30 protein-coding genes and 1 pseudogene are annotated in these 25721 nt (G+C 42.8%); 6 read left to right on the top strand and 25 right to left on the bottom strand.

What is annotated here, in order from left to right:
* Positions 1-84 precede the first annotated feature (84 nt).
* The 7 genes from NH462_RS05375 to NH462_RS05345 are packed head-to-tail and all read right to left on the bottom strand — an operon-like array spanning position 85 to position 3786.
* Positions 85-618, bottom strand: coding sequence for a GrpB family protein (locus NH462_RS05375; RefSeq protein WP_010371739.1), 534 nt, complete (start codon positions 616-618; stop codon positions 85-87).
* Positions 619-649: 31 nt separating this feature from the next.
* Complete coding sequence (locus tag NH462_RS05370) at positions 650-1198, bottom strand: HPP family protein (protein WP_253104651.1); 549 nt, start codon at positions 1196-1198, stop codon at positions 650-652.
* Between the two features lie 31 nt (positions 1199-1229).
* Positions 1230-1625, bottom strand: coding sequence for an ACT domain-containing protein (locus NH462_RS05365; RefSeq protein ID WP_253104648.1), 396 nt, complete (start codon positions 1623-1625; stop codon positions 1230-1232).
* Entirely contained in the window at positions 1622-2059 is a 438-nt protein-coding gene (locus NH462_RS05360) for a GFA family protein (RefSeq protein ID WP_253104645.1), read from the bottom strand. Before NH462_RS05360 ends, NH462_RS05365 begins: the two co-directional genes overlap by 4 nt.
* 2 nt (positions 2060-2061) lie before the next feature.
* Positions 2062-2520, bottom strand: a complete 459-nt coding sequence (locus NH462_RS05355) for a YaiI/YqxD family protein (RefSeq protein ID WP_010371749.1) — start codon at positions 2518-2520, stop codon at positions 2062-2064.
* Positions 2521-2561: 41 nt separating this feature from the next.
* Positions 2562-3002: a GNAT family N-acetyltransferase gene (locus tag NH462_RS05350; RefSeq protein ID WP_253104642.1), complete on the bottom strand. Its 441-nt coding sequence runs from the start codon at positions 3000-3002 to the stop codon at positions 2562-2564.
* Positions 2989-3786, bottom strand: coding sequence for a PhzF family phenazine biosynthesis protein (locus NH462_RS05345; RefSeq protein WP_253104639.1), 798 nt, complete (start codon positions 3784-3786; stop codon positions 2989-2991). The genes NH462_RS05350 and NH462_RS05345 overlap by 14 nt, the downstream gene beginning before the upstream one ends.
* Before the next feature lie 146 nt (positions 3787-3932).
* On the opposite strand from NH462_RS05345, the gene NH462_RS05340 reads away from it, so the two are divergent.
* Entirely contained in the window at positions 3933-4118 is a 186-nt protein-coding gene (locus NH462_RS05340) for a hypothetical protein (RefSeq protein WP_010604566.1), read from the top strand.
* 50 nt (positions 4119-4168) lie between these two features.
* Here NH462_RS05340 and NH462_RS05335 read toward each other — a convergent pair.
* From NH462_RS05335 to NH462_RS05325, 3 genes and pseudogenes are all read right to left on the bottom strand, one after another.
* A pseudogene (locus tag NH462_RS05335) lies at positions 4169-4386 on the bottom strand (DUF6500 family protein).
* Between the two features lie 118 nt (positions 4387-4504).
* Entirely contained in the window at positions 4505-4975 is a 471-nt protein-coding gene (locus tag NH462_RS05330; protein WP_010371763.1) for a DUF3291 domain-containing protein, read from the bottom strand.
* Between the two features lie 115 nt (positions 4976-5090).
* Positions 5091-6098 (bottom strand): phytanoyl-CoA dioxygenase family protein, encoded by a 1008-nt coding sequence (locus NH462_RS05325; RefSeq protein ID WP_253104636.1) that lies wholly within the window; start codon positions 6096-6098, stop codon positions 5091-5093.
* 133 nt (positions 6099-6231) lie between these two features.
* On the opposite strand from NH462_RS05325, the gene NH462_RS05320 reads away from it, so the two are divergent.
* Both NH462_RS05320 and NH462_RS05315 read left to right on the top strand, forming a co-directional pair.
* Positions 6232-6693: a carboxymuconolactone decarboxylase family protein gene (locus NH462_RS05320; RefSeq protein ID WP_253104634.1), complete on the top strand. Its 462-nt coding sequence runs from the start codon at positions 6232-6234 to the stop codon at positions 6691-6693.
* Entirely contained in the window at positions 6671-7420 is a 750-nt protein-coding gene (locus tag NH462_RS05315; protein ID WP_253104632.1) for a helix-turn-helix domain-containing protein, read from the top strand. The genes NH462_RS05320 and NH462_RS05315 overlap by 23 nt, the downstream gene beginning before the upstream one ends.
* Before the next feature lie 266 nt (positions 7421-7686).
* Here the strand turns inward: NH462_RS05315 and NH462_RS05310 are convergent, their stop codons facing one another.
* From NH462_RS05310 to NH462_RS05285, 6 genes are all read right to left on the bottom strand, one after another.
* Positions 7687-8619 (bottom strand): class I SAM-dependent methyltransferase, encoded by a 933-nt coding sequence (locus tag NH462_RS05310; RefSeq protein ID WP_010371782.1) that lies wholly within the window; start codon positions 8617-8619, stop codon positions 7687-7689.
* A 116-nt stretch (positions 8620-8735) separates the two neighbouring features.
* Positions 8736-9320 carry a GNAT family N-acetyltransferase gene (locus tag NH462_RS05305; RefSeq protein ID WP_253104629.1) on the bottom strand — a complete coding sequence of 195 codons (585 nt, stop codon included), beginning with the start codon at positions 9318-9320 and terminating at the stop codon, positions 8736-8738.
* An 88-nt stretch (positions 9321-9408) separates the two neighbouring features.
* Entirely contained in the window at positions 9409-10632 is a 1224-nt protein-coding gene (locus NH462_RS05300; RefSeq protein ID WP_253104626.1) for a DUF418 domain-containing protein, read from the bottom strand.
* Complete coding sequence (locus NH462_RS05295; RefSeq protein WP_253104623.1) at positions 10625-11968, bottom strand: peptidoglycan DD-metalloendopeptidase family protein; 1344 nt, start codon at positions 11966-11968, stop codon at positions 10625-10627. The genes NH462_RS05300 and NH462_RS05295 overlap by 8 nt, the downstream gene beginning before the upstream one ends.
* 1 nt (position 11969) lies before the next feature.
* Positions 11970-13298 carry a M23/M56 family metallopeptidase gene (locus NH462_RS05290; protein WP_253104620.1) on the bottom strand — a complete coding sequence of 443 codons (1329 nt, stop codon included), beginning with the start codon at positions 13296-13298 and terminating at the stop codon, positions 11970-11972.
* Between the two features lie 3 nt (positions 13299-13301).
* A complete protein-coding gene (locus NH462_RS05285; RefSeq protein WP_010371797.1) occupies positions 13302-13682 on the bottom strand; it encodes a BlaI/MecI/CopY family transcriptional regulator in 381 nt (126 codons plus the stop codon).
* Positions 13683-13840: 158 nt separating this feature from the next.
* Here NH462_RS05285 and NH462_RS23000 point away from each other — a divergent pair, with 158 nt between their 5' ends.
* Positions 13841-15400 (top strand): ATP-binding protein, encoded by a 1560-nt coding sequence (locus NH462_RS23000; protein ID WP_253104617.1) that lies wholly within the window; start codon positions 13841-13843, stop codon positions 15398-15400.
* 24 nt (positions 15401-15424) lie between these two features.
* On the opposite strand, the gene NH462_RS05275 is transcribed toward NH462_RS23000, so the two are convergent.
* The gene (locus NH462_RS05275; protein ID WP_253104614.1) at positions 15425-16180 is read right to left on the bottom strand and encodes an SDR family oxidoreductase; all 756 of its coding nucleotides are present in this window, start codon (positions 16178-16180) and stop codon (positions 15425-15427) included.
* 109 nt (positions 16181-16289) lie between these two features.
* Between NH462_RS05275 and NH462_RS05270 the strand changes: the two genes are divergently transcribed.
* Complete coding sequence (locus tag NH462_RS05270; RefSeq protein WP_253104611.1) at positions 16290-17186, top strand: LysR family transcriptional regulator; 897 nt, start codon at positions 16290-16292, stop codon at positions 17184-17186.
* Between the two features lie 6 nt (positions 17187-17192).
* Here NH462_RS05270 and NH462_RS05265 read toward each other — a convergent pair whose 3' ends face one another.
* Positions 17193-18044, bottom strand: a complete 852-nt coding sequence (locus NH462_RS05265) for a GNAT family N-acetyltransferase (RefSeq protein ID WP_253104608.1) — start codon at positions 18042-18044, stop codon at positions 17193-17195.
* A 252-nt stretch (positions 18045-18296) separates the two neighbouring features.
* Here NH462_RS05265 and NH462_RS05260 point away from each other — a divergent pair, with 252 nt between their 5' ends.
* Positions 18297-18992, top strand: coding sequence for a hypothetical protein (locus NH462_RS05260; RefSeq protein ID WP_253104606.1), 696 nt, complete (start codon positions 18297-18299; stop codon positions 18990-18992).
* Positions 18993-19073: 81 nt separating this feature from the next.
* Here NH462_RS05260 and NH462_RS05255 read toward each other — a convergent pair whose 3' ends face one another.
* The 7 genes from NH462_RS05255 to NH462_RS05225 form a co-directional block, all read right to left on the bottom strand.
* Positions 19074-20336 carry a HAMP domain-containing sensor histidine kinase gene (locus NH462_RS05255; protein ID WP_253104603.1) on the bottom strand — a complete coding sequence of 421 codons (1263 nt, stop codon included), beginning with the start codon at positions 20334-20336 and terminating at the stop codon, positions 19074-19076.
* Between the two features lie 21 nt (positions 20337-20357).
* Positions 20358-21059 (bottom strand): response regulator transcription factor, encoded by a 702-nt coding sequence (locus NH462_RS05250; protein ID WP_253104600.1) that lies wholly within the window; start codon positions 21057-21059, stop codon positions 20358-20360.
* Positions 21059-21970: an alpha/beta fold hydrolase gene (locus NH462_RS05245; protein ID WP_253104598.1), complete on the bottom strand. Its 912-nt coding sequence runs from the start codon at positions 21968-21970 to the stop codon at positions 21059-21061. The genes NH462_RS05250 and NH462_RS05245 overlap by 1 nt, the downstream gene beginning before the upstream one ends.
* Entirely contained in the window at positions 21963-23093 is a 1131-nt protein-coding gene (locus NH462_RS05240) for a type 1 glutamine amidotransferase domain-containing protein (RefSeq protein WP_253104596.1), read from the bottom strand. Before NH462_RS05240 ends, NH462_RS05245 begins: the two co-directional genes overlap by 8 nt.
* Before the next feature lie 117 nt (positions 23094-23210).
* Positions 23211-23855, bottom strand: a complete 645-nt coding sequence (locus NH462_RS05235) for a DUF6058 family natural product biosynthesis protein (protein WP_253104593.1) — start codon at positions 23853-23855, stop codon at positions 23211-23213.
* A gap of 3 nt (positions 23856-23858) precedes the next feature.
* Entirely contained in the window at positions 23859-24248 is a 390-nt protein-coding gene (locus NH462_RS05230; RefSeq protein ID WP_010371828.1) for a hypothetical protein, read from the bottom strand.
* Between the two features lie 62 nt (positions 24249-24310).
* Positions 24311-25153 (bottom strand): alpha/beta hydrolase, encoded by an 843-nt coding sequence (locus NH462_RS05225; RefSeq protein WP_239420802.1) that lies wholly within the window; start codon positions 25151-25153, stop codon positions 24311-24313.
* Between the last annotated feature and the right edge of the window lie 568 nt (positions 25154-25721).

Raw genomic sequence — 25721 nt, 5'->3', positions numbered from 1 at the left:
AAATAAAGTAGGGCTGTTAGTGTTAGGTCTTATCCATTGTCCTCACACTAACAGCTATAAAGATCTGATTTATGCGAACATAAGTTAACTAAAGTGGATGTCCTTCAAAGTGCGTTTTACAAATGGTGCTTTAGCTTTTCCATACTCATCTTGAGAAGCTATACCTTGCGCTATTACTAATTGCTTCTGAGTTTCATACTCCGCACGCGCGTCAGGATTACTGAGCATATAAGCTTTAAACTTTTCTTGCTTTATATGTTCTTCACTCCCTTTTTCAATGGCATGAGCATGCACTTGAAACAACTCACCTTGATACATCACCGCGATGTCTTTTCTCGGACGAGTATCAGGAAATGGATTATCGCTGTGCTGATCTTTAAAGCCTAAATTTTTAAGATGTTCAACAGCTTGTGTTAATTTCCCGGGTTTGTATAACACAGAGATATCTATAATCCCTTTGCCAGCAACCTTAAAAGAGCTTGAACCAAAGTGTAGAAATTCAAGTTCAGGGTGTGCTAATGCCACCATCACTTCTTCTGCCACTTCAACAAATATTTCACGCCATGGATTAAAGCTAGCTGGGACTAATTGGTAAGGGACGAATTCAATTTTTGACATGCCTGTCCTTTTAAATTTTTATATAAAATAGTTAGAACCAATAAACTGGGTAATGCCATTTGGGGTTGCGCGACATATTGTTCACAGACAGCGCGACCAATAGCATCAGCAGAGCCCCCACCAACACGGGATAAAATGCATACATATATCCCAAGTTATGAACAGACTCACCACCAATAATGGCGATTAACGCGGTCGCTCCACCGGGTGGATGCAAGGTTCGAGTAAAGTGCATCACAACAATTGAGAGCGATACCGCAAGCGGTGCTGCAAACAGACTCTCTTCTCCAAGCAAAATAAAAATGCTGACGCCGAGTAAAGCTGAAAAGAAATGCCCGCCCAGTAAATTCCTCGGTTGAGAGAACTCTGCCATAGGAGCGCCATAGAGTATAACGGCAGTTGCACCAAAAGAGCCAATGAGCAATGCGCTGCCAACACCATATGGTAAAGCGAGGTTAGAAATCACCGTAATCAACAAGATCCCCACCATTGCACCAACCCATGACCAAAGGATTTTCTTAAGCGGTTTTCTCGGAGGACACACACCTTTGGAGGCCATTCTTTTAAAGTAAACTTTCATGCTTCCTAACAATCTTCGAGATTTATCAATGTCATTTTGCCAACGTTTGTATCGCGTGTACCGCCCGCTTAGCATCATTTACGGGTACGAAAATATGATCATGATAGAAGCCCGCAATTACATTCGCGCTAATATCTGCACCTTTTAGCGCATTGGAAAATGCAGCAGTTAACCCTACGGCTTCTAAGCTCGAATGCACTTGCAAAGTAATTTTATTCATCACACAGCTGTAATCCAATCCATGCTCGTCTGCCATTTGCTTGGTGACTACCAGCGTTAACCCCTCGCGCTCCAAAAAGGTCGCAATTGGACTGAAAATTACGCACTCAGCAAGGCTTTTTTGCACTGTACAAAATACATAAGGTGTATCATCAAGCGTCGGGGAAATGTCTTTTAATAATTGCGATAAATCGCTAATACCCGTCACAAGTTACCTCCCGATGTTGTTGATAAATCGCGACTAGGCTCAAATGCATCGTAACGAGGAAGCGGCGCATCTAAGTCGTCCCAATTGGCTTTTGAAGAGACAAAATTATGTGATATTGGCCGCTCTTTGATATCCGAGTCCAAAATGCCAAGTCTTAACCTCACCCGCTTTGGATCGCTTTCGTTCGAACTAAAAATTGGACTTGCACAATGTTTGCAAAAATGACGCTTTCTTCCAGGTTTAAACTCGAAGATGTTTAGTGCCTCTTCACCACTTAGAATCACAAAATCACTCCATTGTACAAAGCCATTGGTCGCATAAGCCGTGCCTGTAGACTTGCGACACAAAGAGCAATGGCAGTGAATGATATCGCCGATTGGTCCACGGATCTCAACTCGAACCGCTTTACACAAACAACTCGCCTTGTAAGCCATACTTACCCCTTTGTGTTTCTGGTGATCCAAGTATCCAATTGATTGGCGAAATTTTGCTTATCAGCTTGAGACAAAGGTGGTGGCCCTTGAGTTTGTACGCCGCTGGCACGCATCGTGTCCATAAAGTCACGAATATTTAAGCGAGATTTTATGTTTTCTTTCGTCAGTAATTCACCGCGCGTATTAAGTGCAGTGCACTTTTTCTCAATGACTTCGTCTGCCAGTGGAATATCGCCGGTAATAACCAAATCACCCTCATTAACGCGCTTCACGATTTCGTTATCCGCAATATCAAATCCCTTTGGGACTTGAAGCTTTTGAATAAAAGGAGACGGAGGCGTTTTTAGATATTGATTTGCAACCAATGTAACCGTGGTAGAAGTACGCACTGCAGCGCGAAACAGCATTTCTTTTATTACCACGGGGCAGGCATCGGCATCTACCCATATTTGTTTTGCCATAACAACTCTTTTAAATTTAAACTGGCTAGAGAATACTAAATTTAGGGATTAGGTTCACGCCTAAAATGAAACTCATATTCATCATCATCAAACTGCACAAGTCCCAACTTCTCGTATAAACGCTTCGCGGGATTCGCTTTAAGCACCGTCAATACCCAAGGCAACGTTGAGTTGGTTTCTATCAAGCTTTTAATGACTTGTGCACCGAGCCCCTTTCCTTGTTGGTGGGGCTCTATTTGCAGCTGAAAGAGGTAATAGTCATGTTCACGTTGCTTAAACTTAGCCAAGCCAACACATTTTTCATTTATATAAATCAAATGTGAGCTTGAGTATTCGTATAATACTCGGGCTTTATGTTCAGCCTCAGTCAAAAACAGTCCTGCATTTTCTAAGTGAGGCACCATGGTCGCTTTACGCAGTGCCAATAGGTAATCAAAGTCACTTTCTTTTGCCTGTATGAAGTGAATCTTATTCGTCCTCAATTTCGAATATTCCTTTTGCGTAAAGTACACCAAACCCAGATACGATGACATTTGTATCTGTCACTTCACAGAATAGCTCACCGCCACGTTTTGAAGCCTGATGTGCATAAAGTTTCTGTTTGTTTAGCGCCTTTGCCCAGTATGGCGCTAACCCGGCATGAATTGAACCGGTAACCGGATCTTCATCGCCCCCGTTGGCGGGCCAAAAGTAGCGCGACACAAAATCAACGTCATCGCCTTTTGCTGTTACCACAACATCAAAAGGCGCAAGGGTTTTCAGTTTATCGCTGTCGTACTCACAGCTGCGTACTTGCTGCTCAGTCTCAACAATCACAAAATACGCTTGGCGATTTTTAAGTACCCGCGTCGGTGTTACGTTAAGCCCTTCCAGCAGTGCATCGGGGGCTTCAGTTAACTCAGGGGCTAAGTTCGGAAATTCCATCACAATGCGACCATCAGCCACTTGCTTAACAGCGAGTGTCCCGACTTCTTGGGTTTGAAATTTTATCTCTCCTGACTTTCCCTTGTGATTAAAAAGCACATACGCCGCGGCAAGCGTGGCATGACCACAAAAGTCAATTTCAGTAATTGGAGAAAACCACCGGATCTCATAATGATTGTTACCAATTGGCTTCAAAAAGGCGGTTTCGGAAAGGTTATTTTCGATGGCTATCTGCTGCATTAAGCCGTCGCTAAGCCAATTTTCAAGCTCAACGATTGCAGCGTTGTTACCACCGAAACGTTTACGCGTAAATGCGTCAACCACAAAATACTCAACTTGCATCTTTTACTCCTTTCAGAAACACCTAAAAACACAGTATAATTTACTGTAATTAGAAGCGAATACAACTTAAATAAACGTGTATTGAGGTTGATCTGTGTGGCCATGATACACGTAATTAAAATGAGTAGAACCAAGTCGAGGCTTATATGTTTACAGATGCTACCTTATCAATTTTATGTTTATATTCATTAGCAATGTTTGTCACTAGCCTGCTAATGATAGCGACAGCCCCTAAAACTGATGATGAGAAACGCAAACAAACCATCACTGAGTACACTATGTTTGCACTTGCATCTGTTGCCGTATTTTTTGTGTCGTTTTACACGCTGTAACTGCCAGTTGGGTCATCTCGGTTGATGGCCCATGATCATGTCCTTTGGGCCTACTTTCCACTTTCAACCATTGCTTTTATCTTTAACGCCTTTTCGAAGTGGTCTAGTTCGTGAGTTTGTATCCACCAAGTTGCCGCTTCCATAAGTAATGCAGGGTCCGTGTTTTTATTGGCAAAAAAAGCGTAAAATGATACGCCAACGTTATCCCCTTTTTGTGCGATTTTTTATCACATACTTCTATTATCTTGCTTCTTAGTGCCGCGCGCATTTTTCGTTAAATCCATACATCATGATCTCCGGTAAGTGTATCACCAACATCATCGGTATTCACCACTCCACGCGGCTCTCCCCCTTAGGGTTGACTATCATTTCATCGGTGCACAAGATTAATCTTCTTCACAAGCTTCCCTCTCCCTTAGGTCTAGTTCGGTGAAACTATTTCTAAACGTAAAGGCATAAGCCGAATCTCCAAAGCGACGCAGGTAATCAAGCCTTTCTTTGGCCTCATCCAGTGTCGGGATATGGCCTTCTTCAACCCACCACAACACGTAGGTTTCCTGTTCAGCGCGGTGAAACCATTCCTTTTTTCGAGCCAAAAATTCCTTATGTGCGGTTTTAAACATAAAATCTTTGAGCGCTTGCTCCGACTGCCATACAGACATGTTGACGATAATATTTGGATCATCAAACGCCTTAATCTCTGTTGCATTACCGGTTTCATCTTTTAAGCGCCAAATAAAGCCAGGGCTTTGCTCTGCGAGTAAATTAATGCGGTCTAAACTTTCTACAAAGTATTGAATTTCTGGCGCATCCATTTGGTATTTAGCGGTGGCTATATTGAGTTGTGCTAATTGCATCGACGGCTTTTCCTTGTGGTGAGTTGCTACATTCTCCCAAACTTCACAATCATACTACTGTTTACTCGCCGCCAAGTTAAGACAAAAATTAACCAAATAGAGATTTTTTCACCTTCTACATTTCGGGGAATGGATGCATATTAATGTATTGCACTATACGAGGTGTGTTTGCTGTATTCGCGCTGCCACCATGGGGTAAAAACTGGTGCCAAATCACCATATCTCCGGCATTGGCTGCAATTGCTTTGGAACCTAGTTGATGTAAGTACTCGGTGTTTGGTATACATGGATCCCATGGAGCCGTTGCAAGCCATGACTCTAGCTTTGTATGAAATCCTGGTACAATAGTTGTTGCACCCTGTTTTTCTTCAGTGTCTGATAGATACAAAATCCCTTGCGTGCCAAACTTGAGTTGCTTAGAGAAATCTAAATCCCAATGTAGATCAGGACCTTGAAAGCTAGATTGCGCAGTTTCAGGCGGGTTGAACCCACACTGATCGGCTGAAACTATCAGTTGTTCGCTTTGCCATAACTGGCTAAAGGCCTTATGAATTCTCATTGAATTCCGATTGTCTTCCAGTGCTTTATGTTGTACCAAATGCACCATACTGCGACTCATTTTTTCTTGGTTAACCTTATACCAAGTCTTTGGGTCTGCTAACTCAATCTCCAAATAGTCTTGGATGGCATTTCTCGCATTGGCACAGCCTTCAGCACTCACTGCATTCTTAACGATGACATAGCCGTTGTCCTGCCAGCATTTCAGGTCGTCCTCAGTGAGTACATCCGGCATATTCTGAACAGCAGCTATTTTTTCTTGATAACTGTCGGGGCAAGGCATCTGGCAGGTGACATGTTTTAGCAGTGCTATTTTTTCACTACTTGGCTGAGCAATTGTTACAATTGCATCAATAAAACTATCGTAATCGTGTGCATATTGAAACTGTAACTGATGTGCTTGAGATAAACTTAGGCCAAGTATGTCAAAAGTCGTTTTATATAATTCGAACTCGACAGATTCTCCTAGCTGCTGTCTATCTGTGACAGTGTTGTTGGCTTGAAGCCAGATTTTTTTGAGTATGGATAAATGATAAAGCGCTAAAGCAAGATTTACATCGCACATTATTTTACAACCATCCTTTAAAGTAGAGTTGTGTGTTCCCTCCTTAAAATTTTATTACAAAGACGTTTTTTTTCAATTTTTACCGCTTACACCTCATTACACTATACGTATCACTAAACATGAGGATTCAGAAATGAAAAGAGCAGACTACTTCAATCGGGCACCTGAGCTTATTCAACACTTATTGGGACAAGAGGAATTATTAAAACAGCAAGCCCACGCAACTTTTGGAATCACAATCTGGGAGCTTGTTAAACTTAGAGCATCACAAATCAATCAATGCGCTTTTTGTATTGCAATGCACACTAAACAGGCACTAGAGTATGGTGAAACCACTAATCGAATTATTGGATTAAGTGCATGGCAAGACATGCCGTTGTACACCAATAAAGAAAAACTGGCATTAGCGCTTTGTGAAAAGCTGACAAACGCACAAGTGATTGATGATGCTTTTTATCAAACACTCAATGTAGAATTTGATGATAGAGAATTGACCACGTTAACTATCGCTATTAATGCCATCAACAGCTGGAATCGGATCGTGAAAATGTTTAAGCCAAATGTAGAGTTCAATGAGCACAGAACTAACGCTTGAATTAATAAACCCAACAGGTGAAATCGCTAACTATGTGCAAGCTATCTGGTTTGCACAATCACATAAGCGCGGAGAAACTTGGCTTCCAAGCGACGGGGCAACTGGATTTATTTTCCCTCTTCGTGGACTCGTTAGCTTCAATGACAATCCGCTCACAGCCCCCTTTTATCTGCAACCAATTGCCATTCAGTCTAGCAAAGTCAACTATTCTGAACAGGCATGTTTTTTCGGGATCCGCTTTAAACCCGCGGGACTGGCATTTCTGAAAACGCTGCAACACCCTATAGCAAATCCCAATAATATATTGCCCTTGTTGAACACGCTGCAAACTAGTGCCAACCTGACAGCATTACTTCGACTTCTAGAGCCGATATTGAATATGCCAATTCCTCGACAGAATTCTATCCTACATACCCAAATACTCCTTGAGCATATTGTTTCAATGACCTCTTTAGAGCAAGCATATGCTCAAACTCCCATCGGAAAACGGCAATTAGAGAGACAAGTTAAAACACATTGTGGGATCACCCCTAAACATTTAGCTCGCATTTATAGAGTTCGATTGGCTAAACAAAAACTGAGAGAAACGCCTGACATTAACATCGCTCAACTCGCACTAGATTGCGGCTACGCTGATCAATCTCATCTTATTCGCGAGTTTAAAACTATCTTTCAGATCACACCGGCAAAATACACAAAGCAACTAAAAGCTGCAAACATCAATTAGTGAGGTTTTCCCCACCACCTGACTCGTTAAAGTAGCGGCTAATCCTGTCGCGATAACATGATTGACTCTTGATAGCGCCAACGCTAAGCGTTCAGTGCTATACGGTTTGAGCAAATAATTAACACAAATAATGACTGAATACGTTCATGGTACGCATTTAACGTCGAAAAGCACTCTGAATATTGCTGAATGGTCGCTTTTCAATACTAAATGGTTATCTGTATTAGTCCACACTTTTACATCCAGTAAAAGTGCTAAAAAATAGATTAACTTGCTTTAAACCGTAAACACTTGAGGCTGCTTTGCTCATCAATGTCTTTAAATTCAGGTGGGTTTTGCAAACGTTCAACAAACGTAAGCGCTGGTGCCTCTCTGGTCATTTCATCAATGAGGAATTGGCTTGAAACATCAGGAGAATTCACACACGCCAACACTTGGGCATTTGGCGTAAGTAACTCAGGAAGCTTTCTTAAAATTCGTTGATAGTCTTTGGTCAGTGCAAAGCTGCCTTTTTGAAAGCTTGGCGGATCAATTACGATTAGGTCGTACGGCCCATATTTACGTACTTTTCCCCAAGATTTAAACAAATCATGGCCTAAAAAAGACACCTTGCTGAGGTCGTGTTCATTGAGTTGGTGGTTGACTCGGCCTTGCTTGAGCGCCGCTTTTGCCATATCCAGATTCACAACATGGGCAGCTCCGCCCGCAATTGCCGCAACAGAAAACCCACAAGTATAAGAAAACAGATTAAGTACCCGAGCCCCCGCAGACTGAGCTTTAACAAACTCACGACCCAAACGCATATCTAAAAACAGTCCCATGTTCTGCTTTACGCCGAGCTTTAAGCCATATTTAAGTCCATTTTCTTCAACGATAGGCATAGCAGTTAATTCACCATACAAAACCTCGAGATCTGAGTCAGGCAAATAACGATGCTGTAGTAAAATAGCAGAGAGTTTTCCGTTAAACGCTTCGGTCTCCACAAGTGATAATAATGCCTGCTTTAACGACGCTATCAAGTCAACGTCGTGCTCCTTGAATAAAGAGACTAAGAGCTGACCTTGTAACCAATCTACTGTGATTTGTTCAAGCCCTTCATAGCAACGACCACGTCCATGAAATAGACGCCTTAGCTCGTTTGGTACGGCTTGGGTTTGCAAATGATTAAGGAGGGTCGATACAGGGTTTATTGCTGTCATGTCGGTGTCTGGTTATGCGTAAAGTTCGGCATTTTACTTGTTACTTCATAGCAAAAGCAAATGCCTAAGGTCTGCTTATCTTTCACGTTTATTTTTTGCAGCACAGAAAACCGGTCCTATGGACGCCACAACATCGTTGTTGCCCCGCTAAAACCGATTAACCAATTGAGATAAGAAAAATCTTCGTGATGGGAGGCAACAAAGCCCATTCTCATATAAAGCTTTTTTGCTTGAGGGTTAGAGTCAATGACATCAAGTCGTAAAGCGTGAAACCCGCTTTGTTTGGTATAGCGCTGCAGTGCCACTAAAAGCGCAGTACCAACACCTTGTCCTCTAACCGATTCTGCAACAGCAATGCCGTCCATCACCACTTCATTGGGCGCAGGCTTTCGCTCAAATAGGGTAAACACCGCTGCGGCTTTAACCCCGCCTAGCAAGCCTAATTCGTCAATGAGTCCAGTAAAGCCCATATTCGATGTAAAACCGCTTTTGCCATATTGAAAGCCCGCAACCCCCACTAACTTACCGTTTGCAAAGGCAGCAAAAGAGTATTCTGAGATGAAGCTCTTCGCGATAATAGTGATCAGCTTATTGCGATCCGGCACTGCGGCTTTGAATTTGCTACCAAACGCATCAACATAAAGCTCAGCAGCCGCTTGCGCATGCTCAATGTCCCATCCTTGTGTTATTTCTATTTCCATACCTTACCTCAAGCTAACGTATAGACATCAATTTTAGGTCAAAGTTAGCTTAGGTATGAAGTTCGAATTTGTAAAAAATTCGAGTCGATTATGCATGTAACTTAATTGTTAGTTTGCGCCATACACGTTCAACGGGACCCACCTTAAAGAATCGCCCGTAAATCACATTTAATAGCAGCTGCACTGCCATAATAACAAGCCATAAGAGCAAGAGCTCACTGCGACTTAGCGTATTATGTAATCCAAAGCCATAAAATATCACCACCAATAACAGTGACTGTCCAATGTAATTGCTCAGCGCAAATCGACCCACTTGATTTATCGCCTCAAGGGGTTTGAACCGATGCAACCAACGGTTATATAGTAAAGATAACAAAACCAAGTAAACAATCGCTTGCAGCTCCCGGTTAAGTACAATGATCATTTGTTTAGCGTAAGATAACACTGGGATATGTGAACTTTGTAGCCAATGAAAATAGCGAGCTTGAGTGGCATAACATGACACCGCAATCAAGCAAAGCAGTGCCACTACCGCAAATGGGCTAAGTTTAGTCTTTGAGAACAATCCCCATTGAAACAGCTGCGAGCCTATCAGCATCATCATTAGCGTGGACCAAAAAATACTTGAATAAAACAGCTTACCTTTGTGGACTTGCGGGCTGTCAAAGTTTTCCTGCCAATACTCAGTTAAGCTTGGCGTTTCTTCCAAAGTACGATGGATGGGTGTCCGTGGTTCGGTTTTATTCTGCCACCGATTAATCGCTTTTTGCTGGTCTCGTGTGCGAGACGCTTCGTCCACATTGAGTGCTGCTTGGTAAGCATCGTATTGGGCGATGGTGCGCTCTGCTCTGCCAAAACCTGCAACTAACATAAACGCCAAACAAATTACTATGCTGACTTTGATGGCCCGGGTGCCAAGTAATATGACGGTGGTGGCAATCATTCCTATCACGGCATAGTGATAAAGAATGTCGCCACTCCAAATACAATAAGCATGAACAAGGCCGAGTATAAATAAAGCCACTAGCCTAGCCGCACTTAATTTAATAGCAAATTCAAATGGCTGTTTTTGAAGAATAATGGTGAGACCTGCGCCAAATAACATCGCCAGCAGTCCGTAAAATTTGCCCTGAGCAAATACATAAACCCAGTACCTTACCTCACTGTCTATATCCGTCATAAAGCCATATTGGTAACTGCCCCATGGATTGGGATAGGCAAAGCTTTCGATGTTGATAAGTAAAATACATAGGATTGCTACCCCGCGAATAAAGTCGAGGCTGTTAATGCGATTTCTTTCAGGACTAGTCATCTGAGTTACCCATGCGGCCCGACTGTCCATCATGGTGAGCAAGCTTTGTGTTTTCGCTATCGAGCAGTGTGGTAATTTGTGCAACCTGCGCGCTAAATTCATCAAATTGCGTGTCACTTAGCTTGGTGTTTTTTGGTTGTTTTAGGGTGAGTGGATTGATGGCTTTTCCGTCTTTATGCACCTCATAATGTAAGTGACGCGCCTGCGACAGGCCGGTATTACCAAGATAACCAATCACATCGCCTTGCTTTACTCGCGTCCCAGCCTTGAGACCGTTCGCAAAGCCATTTAAGTGAGCATAAAGTGTTTGATAGCCTTTACCGTGGTCTAACACTATACGATTACCAAAGCTGCCGCCCCACCCAGCTTTGAGTACTTTTCCAGAACCCGCAGCCATAATGGGCGTACCAACAGGCGCACCAAAATCGATCCCTTTGTGCATTCGGTTATAGCCCAACACTGGGTGATGACGTTTACCGAAGTTTGACGATAATCGAGCACCGTTAAGCGGCGTTTTCATTAAAAAACTTTGCGCGAGGGTACCATCTGAGTGGTAAAAAGCGGTCGTTCCACCATTATCAGTAAACCGGTATAAGCGGTATTTTTCTTTTCCTGAAAGTAGCGCAACATGTTGTAATTCTATAGGTTTGGAGATTTGCTTGAGTAACTTTTCGGCTGCCACAAGCTGCTGTTCTTGAAATACAAAATCAATTTGATCGCCGGCATATACTTCTCTTTGAAAATCGACAAGGTGAGATAAGGCCACAATACTTTGATTGATAATGTCGTTAGGCACCCCGATTTTGCTGGCGTCCACAAAAAAGCTAGAATCTATGCTTGTCGATAAACGCTTTGTTTGCGTGACGGTTTCAAGTTCACTTAGCGATGCATGCCACTGCTCATCCACTCTTTTAATCTCAATAACCTGTGCAAATGTATATTCAAAGCGGATCTGCTGTACTTGTCCGTCTACAAGCTCTGCTTCTATTAACTGTCCAGCCTTGAGCTTAGTCAGTGATGTCCACGTACTCACGGCTTGTTCCACCAGCCAACTATCGCGATCACTGAATGCAAACTCACTTAAAAGATTCGCTAAACTCTCACCCGATTTAAGTTCAAGTAAACGAATATCTTGAACTGGCTTTAGCTCCTGGGTGATTTGGGCCGCGACTGAGTCTTCAGCGGATCCATTATGTACAACAGCTTGCTCTTGATCTGCTTGCGCCGACACAAAGGTGTTCTCTTGCGCTTTATTGACCGAATGAGTCTGCTCGGGTTGTTTCGAGCAGCCAAAAGTTGCCATCATTGCAATGGCGATAGAAAGCTTTTTAATCATGTTAATTTTCCAATAAGGTAAGCGGATCAATGCGCGTGTTGTTATGTAGAGCTTCTAGATGTAGATGTGGACCAGTGACTCGACCGGTTTCACCTATGGTACCGATCACTTCTCCTTGTGATACTTGCTCACCCACCTCAACATCAATGCTATCAAGATGTGCGTAGAGACTTTGATAACCATTGTCATGATGGATCAACACCACTTTACCGTAATTCTCAGGCAAGGTTTTATCATCGGCAATCGTGACCGTACCGCTGGCAACCGCCATCGCAGGTTCACCAACGCCGCCAGCTAAATCCAGCCCTTGATGTGCTTTATTGTGACGAAAATTCGATACATGCCCAAACCTTGATGTTATTTCAGGGGTGGCGACCGGGTATGTCCATGTTTTACTGACCATCGCCGTTCCCATTGTCCATTGAATATTGCCATAGGCTAAACCTGAACTAAGCAACACAAAAAACCCTATCAACACAAGGTTACTAGGCTTCTTTTTAGATTTAAGAATAACGCTAAAACGCTTTTTATAGTCATCTAAAGTCAATGAGTTAGATGCAAAATTTGCTGTCATATTCATCGTTTTCGGCTGCGCAGCAGCTCGTTTTAAAGAGTTCATTAATGCTTTGCTATAAGCCAAAGGCTCAAGGCTGTGCTTCGCTATCGTCACCTCATCACAGCAATATTCCATCGCTCGAATAAAGCCCAGTTCCATTTTTGCAATGAACGGGTTAAACCAAGCAAGCGTCGCGAGTATTCGCCAAATTACGACGGCAATGTGATCGCCCTTATCTATGTGGGTTAACTCATGCAGAATAAGTGCTTGCTGCTCTGCCTCTGGTAGCGTGTCAAATTCCACCGGCAAATACACTTTAGGTTGCCACAGTCCGAACACAAAAGGAGAGCAAGTAATTGGCAATTGATAGCAACTCCGTGCACCGAGCTTTATTTTTGAGGCGGTGCTACAGAGGCGTTTTACTCGCCAATACTGTCGCCCAAGTACCAAAAGATGAGCGATTAGCCCAACGCAATAGACCAGAAATACAGCCATAAGCGTCAGGTTTAGCCAGTCAGACGCAACTTGAGTGCGCTTCGTCATTGCCAGCAGCGGCTCTGCAAATTGTTGTAAATTGGCATTAAACAATACGGCTGGAATGGCGTTGTGTTGCTCCATGTGTTCAAGTGGGATCCAAGGCACAAAAGTCACTGCCAGCACGCCCCACCAAAGTCCTTTATTCTGTACATACCGAGCGGAAAATTTCACACCTAGTGCGTACGTTAAGCCACTAAGCGCCACCCACAGCAAGACCGAAAGTAATATTAGTTCCATACCTTACTCTTTATCACCTTGCGTCTTAGCTAACTCATCTAACATGGCTTCTAATTCATCTAATTCATCCGCTGCAATTAACTTACTATCTGAAAACATAGCGATTGGCAGAGGCTCATCCAACTCCATAATTTGCTTTGCAAACTCTTGGGCATAAAGTGCGAGAGTCGGTACCTTAGCAAGGACAGCTGAATATATTTTTTTATTGCCTTGCATTTGCTCGGCGAGATAACCCTTTTCACACATTCTCTCAAGAGTTTTTCGAGTTGATGAGTAGCTCCAGCTGAGCTTTGATCCTATTTCTGTGTGGATTTCTTTACCCGTTCTTGGCTGTTCACGCCAAAGGATTTTTAAAACGATTAGTTCGGTTGAGTTAGGTTTCATTATTTTTCTCACAACTGCGACATATGTCACACATTAACAAACAAAAAAGTGCGACACAAGTCGCACATTATGCTTTTTTAATTTTCACCACGAAAAATGGCGACATTATCAACAGCACTTATACTTCAAGTTGATATGTAAAAAATGAGTTATCTGTAGTGCTAGAGCTAATTAATATTCGCCATAAATTATGGCTGCTAATTGTGTTTCCCATCATTGCGCTTGCCTTACTGCTTGGATATGCTTTTAACCGTTACGCTCACCTTGAGTCAGAAGTAGAATCTCTATACGCCGATCGTGTTGTGCCGCTTATTCAAATAAAAAAAGTATCAGATCACGGTGCGATTCAGATTGTCGACATACTTCATAAGTATCGTGCAGGGCTGGTCTCCAAAGACGAGGTGTTGATGCAAATAGCAGATGCTACTCGGGTCATGAACGACGCCTGGCAAAGCTATCTAAACACATATTTGGTGACGGCGGAGCAAGTCAAAGTTGAACTCATTGAGTTCCAACTGCAGGCCGTATTTACGCATATTGCCACGCTCCAAAGCGCGATAAATCAAGGGACATTTTTAGCGATTCCACAAAATCAGTTTGTTACTGCACTCTATGAAAAGTTCGATCCGTTAACTTCGTCACTACAAGCTCTCACCGAGGTACAAAATGACGTCGCACTCAGTATTGTGGAGCAAACCGAGCAACAATTTAGCCAACTAAAGTTGTTGCTCATTATTTTTTCTGTGATTGTATTGGTGAGCTTAATCGCCGTTGGCTTAGCTTTATATCGCTCTATTCAACATCCAATCAATCATATTCGCTCGCAAATCAATCACATTATTGAGAGCTCGAGTCTCGAAAAACGTATCGACATTGATAACCACAATGAACTGACTGATGTTAGCCTTGCCATCAATCAGCTCCTTAGCCACATTCATGTGATCCACCAGCAACTGGTAGAGGCGGAAAAATTATCGAGCCTAGGTAGTTTAGTTTCGGGATTGGCTCACGAGGTAAATACCCCACTTGGCGTCTCGATTACCGCAGTGTCATCCTGCCAAGAGCAAGTGGATGTGATGGAAACCGGCATGAAAACTCAGCGTTTGTCGCACGCTGAGTTTTTAGAAATTATGGCAGCATTGGATTCTGGGTTGTCTATCGCAGAGCGAAATCTCGGCAAAACGGCAAAGCTAGTACAAGAGTTCAAGAATATCTCTGCAGAGCAAGAAACTGACGTCGAGCAACTTGTCGACCTAGAAGCAGTTATTCGCGATTATTGCGAACAAACGGCACGTTTCCAGTTAAAGATGCGCGTTGAATTTAGCGCAACAGGAAAACTGGAACAACTGGTCAAAATCAACGTTAAGGCGCTACAGCAAATCTTGTTGCAGCTGCTTGAGAATGCCCGAGTGCATGGTTTTAGTAATGATAGCGACACCCAACCATTTGCTGCTGTTCGTTTAGAGATCACTGACAATAAAATATTTATTCGGGTCAAAGACGAAGGCGTCGGTATGAGTAATGAGGTCCTAAACCGGATCTTCGAGCCGTTTTACACCACAGCTCGCCAACATGGTCATGCCGGGCTTGGACTTTCCGTCACCTATAATCTCGTCAAAAAACATTTAGAAGGTGACTTAAAAGTTAATTCCAAAGCCGGAAATGGCACCACTTTTACCATCTTGTTGGCGAACAAAACGTTGGCACAAACCGCCTAACCAACTTGTGGTCTAATAGCATACTTAACGAGTGACAAAGCCTCCATTAACAAACAAAGTTTGCCCAGTCGTCCAGCGTGATTGCTCCGACGCAAGATAAAGCACCGCAGGGGTAATATCGTCTACTTGCCCTAGTCGGTTCATTACACTTGCAGACTGCAAATAATTAACGGTTTGCTCGTTTTCTTCGCCATGGAAAAAGTCAGTGTCAATTGGACCTGGTGCGATGGTATTGACGGTCACCCCTCGATGTCCGATTTCCTTTGCCAGCGCACGAGTGAAATGCTCAAGTGGTGCTTTAGAGCCAGCATAGAGCGCATAATTTCCTGTAAATGCTGCCAACAGCGAAGTGCCCATATTAATGATCCGACCGTTATCACGAATATGTTTTGCGGCTTCTTGCATCACAAAAAATGCCCCTTTACAGTTGATCCCAAATAGCCTGTCAAAATCTTCCTCACTATATTCAACAAACGTTTTTTTGCTGATTGTACCGGCATTATTGATAACGATATCTACGCCGCCAAACTCACTAATAATATGCTCAAATATATTCATTACCTGCGCTTTATTGCTGACATCTCCGTGTACTAGCGTCGTCCTAACACCCAGCGCTTCAACTTCCTTCTGGGTTTCAAGTGCTTGTGGTTTAGAATGCGCACTATGATAGTGAATGACAAGATCAGCGCCTTGCTTTGCCAGCGCAATAGCAAAATCCTTCCCCATATTTTTGGCTGACCCAGTGATAAACACAACCTTACCTGTTAACTGCTTAGACATACCTATTTCTCCTACTTGAAATATTCTATCGACTTTTAGTGTAGCTAGGTGAAAGGGATACAGGTATAGTGATTTTAGTCATTTACTAATTGCATTTTTTACATCCGCTATGAAATCGATTACTGAAGAAGATTTGTTTGTTCTTACCGTTGAATCTGGCAGCCTCAAATCTGCGGCTGAAGTGATAGGTACCGATCCCTCCTCGGTAAGCCGAAAGCTCGCAAACTTAGAAAGTCGATTAGGAGTAAAACTTTTACAGCGCTCCACTAAGCAAACGGCTGCAACTGAGGTTGGGCTTGAGTACTATAAAGGCGTAAAGCAATTACTAGATGAAAAAAGGGAATTAGAAGAGTCGATTTCAGGCACCTCAGCAGTGCCTTCTGGGACATTAAGGGTTGCAGCTCCACACGACTTCGCTGAGCGCTTCATTGCTCCTGTGGTACAAACCATGATAACCACCTATCCAGACCTCAATATCGAGTTACTGCTCGGCAGTCATTTTGAAGATCTCAAGGCTAAACAAATCGATATTGCCATTAGGATTGGCAAACTGGATGATTCCTCCTTGATTTGCCGACAACTAGGCCATGTACCACGGGTCTTGATGGCCTCTAAATCGTATATTGAACGCATGGGACAACCACAACGCTTTAGCGATTTAAGCAAACTGGACTTTATCTTTTACAATAAACCTAAGCTTGGTGATCAGCTCATTCTCGGTAAAGGCCTGCACCGTGAAGCCGTTGCGGTAAGTGGTAAACTCATCGCCAACAGTGTTGCAGTGCTAAAAAATTGGGTAAACGCTGGCCTTGGTGTGCATTACGGGCCGCTATGGGCATTTAAAGATGAATTAGCTATGGGCAGTTGTGTACAGCTACTACCTGAACTACACGATGAAAGTTATCCTATTCACGCACTGTACTTGTCGAAGCAATATACTCCCGCAAAGGTACGGGAGTTTGTTGAGCTATTGACTTCAACCTATCAGCAATACCGCTTCGATTGAATCAAACTAACCAATTTCAAACGAAGTTACCCCGAACACTCGCGTTAATGGCAAATCTGGGCGTTCAGCGGTGTACATTCTCGCGGTTTCAAAAGAAAGCGACATCTTGTACTTTTGTGCAAGCGCAACAGCAGCTGCATTTACTTCTGGCACATCCAAATAAATGGCCTCAGTTGCTGATACCTTGGACCTAAGCGCTAAGAAGAGTGTCTCTGCAAGTTCTGCGTTATCAGCATAAAGAGGTCCTATTTTATAGCCGACGTGACAAGGGCGGATCACACCAATGGCTACAAGAGTGTCATCCTGTTTAATGCCTAAAGCGTGGCAGTTTGGCTGGTTAATCCAAGCATCAACAAAGGCTACTCTTTTTGCTGGGAAAAACGCTCTGTCGTACGCAATGACCTCTTCTATCGGTAATCTTTCAAGTGCCACTAAGTTTGTACAATCTAGCGCTTCGCCACCGCCCATTCCTTCGTAGCGAATATTGCGATAGGCGAGCTTAAAACCCGATTTTTTGTAATTCTCTTGCTGAGCGACCACTCCATCCAATGCGACGTTACAACCAGCTAAATATCGAAGTCCTGCTTGCCAAATCTGCATCCCATAACCCTGACCTCGATATTCTGGTTTAACAATATAAAAGCCTAAAAAACCAAATGAATCATCGTACTTAACCACCGAAATCGAAGCGATAGGTTCATCGCCTAGATAGCCAATTAAAAAGCCATTTGGATCGGCTTGATAGTAGCACTGTGCGTCGCTAAGCCCAGGGTTCCACCCTTCTTGCAGGGCCCACTTTGCAGCAATTTCTAATTCAGTTAGATCCATTACTTTTATTTTAAATGTTCTATTTTCCATGGCGTATCTACTTTTCTCACCTGATGTAGTTTGTATTATAGCGGACAATCCAGCACTGCAATGGCCCTATCATAGGCATGATAAGCCACAAATTTGGAGAAAATATAAAGAAAATATAAAGGACAGGCACGCTAACGCCCGAATAGTTATCACACTGATTGATTTTCCACACACATCGCTATATCGTGTGCACCAAATATAATCCTAACGTATTAATTACCAAAAAAATAAACCATAAAAAGGAGTTGTTTTATGGCCCTCTACATTAAAGATTCGGCGCTCGCATGCCCTGCAACAAAAGTGTTACAAGCGACTGATTTTTATAAGCCATTCCCGAGTAGCCAAGAAGTCGCGTTTAATGACACTCAGCTATTACCAATAGGACTACTTGCCTGTTCAAAATTAGACGTAAACAGCGATGATAATGTACTTATCGCATTACCGATTTCTATGGAGATTTTTGATGGCGACCTTCCTTATATCTCGTACTCACTGACAGACAATGGGTGGCAAGTTGACGCTCACAATGTTGACAACCTAAGTGAAGAGAAGGAGGATTTTGAAGACTATAGCGAATACTATCAGCAAGCAGCCAGCTTCTACGCCAAACATCAACGACTTAACTACTCTTTTGACGCAAACGATGAAAGCGTTCCGCTCTTTGAATTCGGTGGCCAACCCATACTCGGTTGCAATTGGGACGCCTATTTGTGGGATGAAGAAGGTGATGATGAAACGCGCTATTTTGACGCTATGGATGAGCAAAGTGGCGAGAACTACAGCCACTACTCCACTCGTGAAATTGGCTTTTTTGATGAAGAGCATGACGTAGATTTTGCGTACCTTGGCACCTTCTGCTTCTCCACTTATTTTGAGGGCGGTGGTGAAGGGATTGTTTTTTATAGTGCTAAGCACAAGAGAGTATTGGTTATCGCCGAGTTTTCTTAAGTTCAATTAAACTCTCTCAAGGCACGATAACGGAAGTCGCCGTGCCTTTTCATCCTCTGTTGGGTCGGGTCAACAACGACCCTAAGCAAACTTTAAGTGAACCGATACACCCGTTTCACTACTTTCAATCATCACCTCTACAGAAAACTTCTCACAAAGACGCTTTACTAGCGATAAGCCAATGCCTGTACCTAAACTATTAGGACCCCGCATGCCAGACTCAAAGGCTTGCTCGTTTACCGTAAAGATCTCTGGTAACCCTTGACCATTATCTGCAATCGTTAGTGTATTATCTCTGTAACGAATATGAATTTGCTCGCCTTGGCTATGATGTACAGCGTTCTGTAACAGGTTTTGCACTACCAATCTTAGCTCCTGCGCGGCCATAGGAACAAATACATTGCCGGGTAAGTCAATACTTAGGACTTTATGCTCAAACAGCGCTTGATTATTAATAATGCAGGCTTCAATCACGGATTGTAGATTAGTCTGCTCCGGTGTATTTGCTTTTTCCCGGGCAAGGGCAAGTAACGCTTCTAGTGTTAGCTGCATCTGCTGATCAGACTCCGCTATCCTTGCCACCAGCTCTTGCTGTTTACTGTTTAACTCAGTGTGGTTGAGTAAACTGACCGCCCCTTGGGAAATGGTGACAGGTGTTCTCAATTCATGGGAAATATCTCTGGTAAATTGGCGTTCACGCTCAACGAATGCTCGAATGCGAGCAAGGGCCGATTCTAGCGTTTGTGCAAATTTACCAATTTCATTTTGCGAAAACTGAGATGCAAAATTGGTCGGGAGGTTTTCAACGGGACTCGCCTCTACAATAGCCATAAGCTCATCCAAAGGTTTAAGTAGTTTTTTTGCCAGCTTTACCGTACCGAGCGCTAACAATAACGCGATTACTAATCCAATCACCAATAAGGTCAGTGAAAAACCAAGCATTAAGCCTCGAAGTTCGCGCACCACAAGATGGCCGCTTACTTCAGCAAGCAATAAACCTTGTCCACGGTCATCCTTGTTTAGAAAGGCGATATGATAATGTTTACCCGCCTCAGCGCTAAACTCTTTACGGTTTGGTTCCTCAGCGAGTAGCGTTCTTACCACCGCGGGTAAAGTGTCGGTTGTAGGATGAAATGTGACGAAGTCAAAATGTGCTTTTGGTGTCTCGTTATTGACGATTTGAAGCGCTATCTGCTTTCTTTCATCCTCTAAAATTTGATAAAAAAAACTGTCTTCTATGATGTAGCTAAAAAGCAAAGTGATCAGTGAAAATAATACACTGAGCAACACGACGATAGAGACAAAATAAGTGATGATGCGGTTTCTTAGTTGTTTTGTTTTCATTTTTCTCAGTTGCAATTTCAGCTATAAATCCAGCACTAAGCCAACGCTGTGAATGGTTTTAATAATGGCAGTTGGAAATGGCTTATCTACCGCTTTACGTAATTGGTAGATGTGTGACCGTAAAGAGTCCGAGTCAGTGCCCTCCTCGCCCCAAATACGCTCAACGAGCTCACTCTTTGATACCGCTCGAGGGTAACTTTCCATCAAAATTTTAAGAATATTGAACAATATGGGCGGTAGCACGAGTACAGTTTCACCTCGTGTTACCGTTTGATTTTGATAGTTGAGCGTAACCTGTTTATCTGCGTTCCCTACACTGAGTGTTCTTGCAGCAGGTGTGGGATTTAATCGGCAAGTTAATGCGCTGACTCGAGCAGCTAGCTCCTCTAGCGAGAAAGGTTTGGTGAGATAATCATCCGCACCCTGCGCAAATCCTGCTAATTTATCGTCCAAGGTATCTCGAGCTGTTAACATGATGATGGGAATATGCCTGTCGGCTTGAAGCCTTAATCGCTGACAGACCTCAAGCCCTTCAATATCTGGCAGCATAATATCCAAAACTATACAGTCAAAATATTGCGTTAATGCAAGCTCACAACCCTGCTCTCCCGTATAAGCAAAGTCCAGATTATGTCCCTGCATATCAAAGTAATCGGCTATATTACTTGCAATCGCGGGGTTGTCTTCAATCACTAAAATATTGAGTTGTGAGCTTGTTTTCATTAATACCAGCCTTGTAGTTTTTTGTAGTAGCCTTCAGGCAAGAGATGCTCACCTTCTACGACCACGTGATGTTTTTTAACACTCGCAATGGCCTCGAATAATGCTTCATTTTCACGCTCGCTGGCGTATTCATCGTCATCCGCCGAGACCAACCACACCTTAGGAGAGTCAACGGCAGTCGCAAAGTTTTTAATCGCCACTCGAGCCACCGCGTTAGTCAGGTAAGGCGGCACAATTGATAACACATTATCTACTCGTTTATCCAGTGCAGCTAAAATTAAACTGATTTGACCTCCCATGCTGTATCCTGCAACGCTGATTTGGTTTTGATCAAATTGCGGTTGGGTTGCAATCCAATCAAGCAGAACCCTGTGATCCTTTACCGAATCAATAACCATGTTTTCGTAGGGCTCACGCTTACCCCACCAATCTAAATCATGCATAACTTCAATAATATTATGATCAAGATTTTTACGCTTACCATGATTTCTTGAATCAATGGCAATCACAGCATACCCGTTTGCTAGCGCCATTTTGGTTAGTTCATCCGTTTGCTCGTATGTGTCACGTCCTTTAAAGCTCTCTTGTATCCAGCGTACATCACTTCGACCCATACCGTGGACACCCACCATAACGGGCATTGGTTTAGTCGCGTCGTAATTACTTGGGTAGAGAATATGCCCATTGACTTTATCACCATCAAACGTTTTGTACTCAAGCGAAAAGTGATTAGCTTTTAATGGCGATAGCTTTACCTCCACCGCTTTTTGCTCATAGCTATATATTTGCGTTAATTCCTCTGTAGTAACGCTATATGGCTTTAATCCAAATACTGCGTACCAAACAGCGGCAACGCCTGCGATAATTCCAGTCACTACTAACATTGCTTTTCTCCAGTTTTGCTTAACCATAAACTTTCTCTTTTAGTGCAATCAGATTCTCTGCCGTACCATGCTTTTTAAGCGCTGCTTCTAATGTGGATTTTGCACCAGACATATCATTTAGTTTGAGCTGTGCATTTATTAGTGCTTCGTACAGCATGGGGTGATCGATATCTGCAAGGGTTAATTCCATCAACTCAACGGCCACGGCAAGTTGATAAGCAGTTTGCGCATGCTGCGCTTGATATAAACCAGAGATCCCGAGCAACATAGGATCAAACGATGACTTATCCGCTAAGTAACGCGCCTTCGCTTTGCTGCTATCTGAAAAGAACTCTTCTACCAACAAAATACTTTCATCGTCTTTGAATCGCGGTAACTCGCTTACCGTCAGACCTAGTGCCGCAACCATCGCTTTAGCAGTATCTACCGTAGAAAAAGGGTTTTGTCCTGTGATCAAATGGCCGTCAATACTTACCTGATTCAACATCAACCCGTCTTGCACAAACGATGCTCCACGCTCAATGAGTTTATCTTCAAGTAGGAATGGAAACTGTTTGGTCCACTTTTTACCAAACGCTGCTTCTTCTTCGTTAGTAAAGCCATTTACTCGCTTGCCAGCAATTAAATACTCTCCATTTTCAAGCTTTACATCCACCAATGCCGCAGGACCATGACAAACCGCACCAATCACGCCGTTGTTAACGTAGATATCACGAATAATTGCCTGTAACGGCTTGGAGTCATGCAAGTCGAACATTGGGCCTTTGCCCCCAACCACAAATACAGAATCGTATTGCGAGGGCTCTAACTCACTCAGTCTTTTAGTGTTTTTAAGCTGCGCCATCGCAGTCGTATCGTTACTGTATGCTTGATTGTAGGGTTTGTTCTTATCGAACTTATCGGCCAGTGGTTCACCGCCCTTTGGCGAGGCTAACGTGACTTTTATGCCATTTTGTTTGAACACGGCATACGCTTTACTGAGCTCGTCAAATTCAAATCCAGGTTTGCTTAAAGAGCCATCAGCCCCCATTTCGCCATAACTACTGAGCACCATGAGCACATGAGGTGTATTTTTATCTTGCGCAACCGCATTAATTGAAGTTGCTGATAAGGCAGCAACGAGAGATAAGGTTAATAGTGATTTGTTCATCATCCTGTCCTCGGGCCTGTTGACCCTTGTGTTGTTTTGTTACAGACACTTTATGCGGACAGGTGTGAAATGGATGTGAAGTCAATTCACATGATTTAAAAAGCCAAAAACAGTTAATTATGATGTTAAAGGCTTTGGAAATTTTGCTCTTACGTCGTCGATTAAACGCTTGCGTGAGCTACGTTCACGCTCATGAGGCGCAAATAAGGCACTGGCCTCATCCAATAAATCAACCACTTGGTGAAGGTTGGTTAGTTCATCTGGACTCAAATGTTCATCTCGTGCTAAATACTCATTGATGATAACGATAGCGGCTTCTTTATTTGCAATATCTTCAGGTAAACCCGTTTTAGTACAAAGTCCGTAAATACCGCCAAGGAAGTGTTGCCATTCACTTTCTAAGTGGGCGTCTATGTTTTGATCCAGTTTTGCATCTCGCGGATTAAAGCCTTGCGCTTTTAATCTATGCAGTTGGTTTTTATAACGTTTACTAAAGAGTGCAAAGGCTTGTGCTTCATCCGTAACTTGCGAAACAGCACCAAGCCACACTAAAGCGCCTTGCGGATAAAATTCTAGGCAGCTTTCATCACTGTGCTCGCCAAAGAATGAGTCACATTCGAGCTTTAATGCTAACTTATAGGCGGCTTTTGGCATCAAACGTTTTTCAATTAACGTAGCCAATTCAAGGTGGGATAACTGCGACTCGCGCAGCAAAGTCTCTTTAGTAATAAAATGCGTCTGCAGATAATTGAGTAGTTCCATTAATTATTCCTTTGCATTTGTTAACTTTATTTTTGCCCTAAGCGCAGTCGCGATGATAATCAAGCCAAGTAAGTTGATGTTTACGGCTATGGTTTCTAGGTTCAACTGAACTGTTAATAGCAGCCCTGATGAAAATTGGATTAGCGTATCATCAACGACTACGCCAATGGACATGAGCGCGCCGAGCACCGCAGCCCAACTTAAGGCCCTGAGTTGCTTTTGATATAACTTAAACGCGACCACCAAGCATAAAAAGCTTGCTGTAAAGTCGAGGATTAACGTCAATTCCGGATGGTTAAATACACCCAGTACTGACAATACCACCCCTGCAAAGCCGGCTGCAGCTACTAAGAAAGTCGTGATTTTTGAACTGATTATGTGATGAGAGAACATTGCTTTATTATTGTTAGTTGGGTTAGCAGCAGTATAACCGCTAACCCTTTGCGTAAAAAATATTATTGTACCTTTTTCACCATTTCTTCAATATATTTGATGGCAATAAATGGATCTGTTTCATCAAACAGGTGAGATGCATATTTCATGGTAATGGGCGTAACATTATCGCCAATTTCTTGCAGCTTTATTTGGGAGTCTTTTGAAGTTTGAGTATAAACATCAACATCGGCATAACTCATACCAGTAGAGCGGATAGTCACATAAGGGATCCCACGTGACAGTATAGTAACTGGCATTTTCTGGTTGATTTTGTACATCTCTGTATGGGCAGAAGCTTCTTCAAAATCTTCTAGTGAATGAGTATCTCGCTCCCAGTTAATGATCCATTCCATTATCTTCCATGCTTCTTTGGACATCTTACTTTTCATATCGTGATACCAAGACTCATGAGCGATATCGATAAGCACCATACCTTTTACTTTTTCAGGGTTTCGGTTGGCATAGGCTCTTGCAACAAAACCACCAAAAGAGTGAGGTACAAGTACCAAATTATCCATTTTAGTGGCTTGAGTGAATGCCTCAAGCTCTTGTGTAAGCTCCAACATAGTACGCACTCGTGGCTTTGCAAAAGTGCTTTTTCCGGTGCCCGCTCTATCATAAAAACATAAGCGATAGCCTTTTGGATTTATGTTATGAATGGTGTTTTTGTAGGTTTCATGAGCATCAAGGCCCATTCCAGCAAGTAAAAGTGCCGTTGTTTCGCCCTCTCCTTTACAAGCATAAGCAAGTTTATTGCCGTTTATTTCCACATATTGATAATCGTGTTCATGAACTGATTGGTTGGCGCTGGCCACTGAACTATAAGCGACGAGTCCGAGTACTGCTGATGTTATTGTTTTCATTGTCCTTTCTCATTTTTAAGTTTTCCCAATAACATACTAATTAGTCTACTCGATAAACGCAACAAAGTTTCAGAAATTTCTGAAACTTTATTAACTCAACGTATAAATGAAATAAGCTACATAAACAAGATACCACCTTCTCGACAACTAAGCTTAAGGTCTAAAATAAGCAAAGGCACACAGAGCAAAGCGACATAAATAATATTGATTGTCATCGATGCAAATCTTGCGCTTTGATGGAATGTTAGCTTAAAAAACCACGAGAGTAGAATTTACTACTCCTTGTTTACACTCACTTAATTCACGTTATAGCGCAACTAAACTAAGGGAAAGATTTGTCACTCTTGACGAGCAAAATAACTCATTAGACTGAGACTTTCTATTTGTGTCTAATGCGCGAAAATTAATTAACCTGAACTCGGGATAAAAAGTTAGTTAACCAACTAAAATATCCATGCTCAAAAGCGTAATATCGCTCTGGCCAGATGTTATTTCTTAATACAAGGCAAATTTGTGCGTCAATAGCTGGCCTATTGCAAACAAATTTAACGCTGTAGTAAGGGATAAC

Origin of the sequence: Pseudoalteromonas sp. OANN1, assembly GCF_024124685.1 — a bacterium.
GTDB lineage: Bacteria > Pseudomonadota > Gammaproteobacteria > Enterobacterales > Alteromonadaceae > Pseudoalteromonas > Pseudoalteromonas piscicida.
Note: the sequence above shows the minus strand (reverse complement) of the source record. Positions and strands in the feature narration are given on the sequence as shown.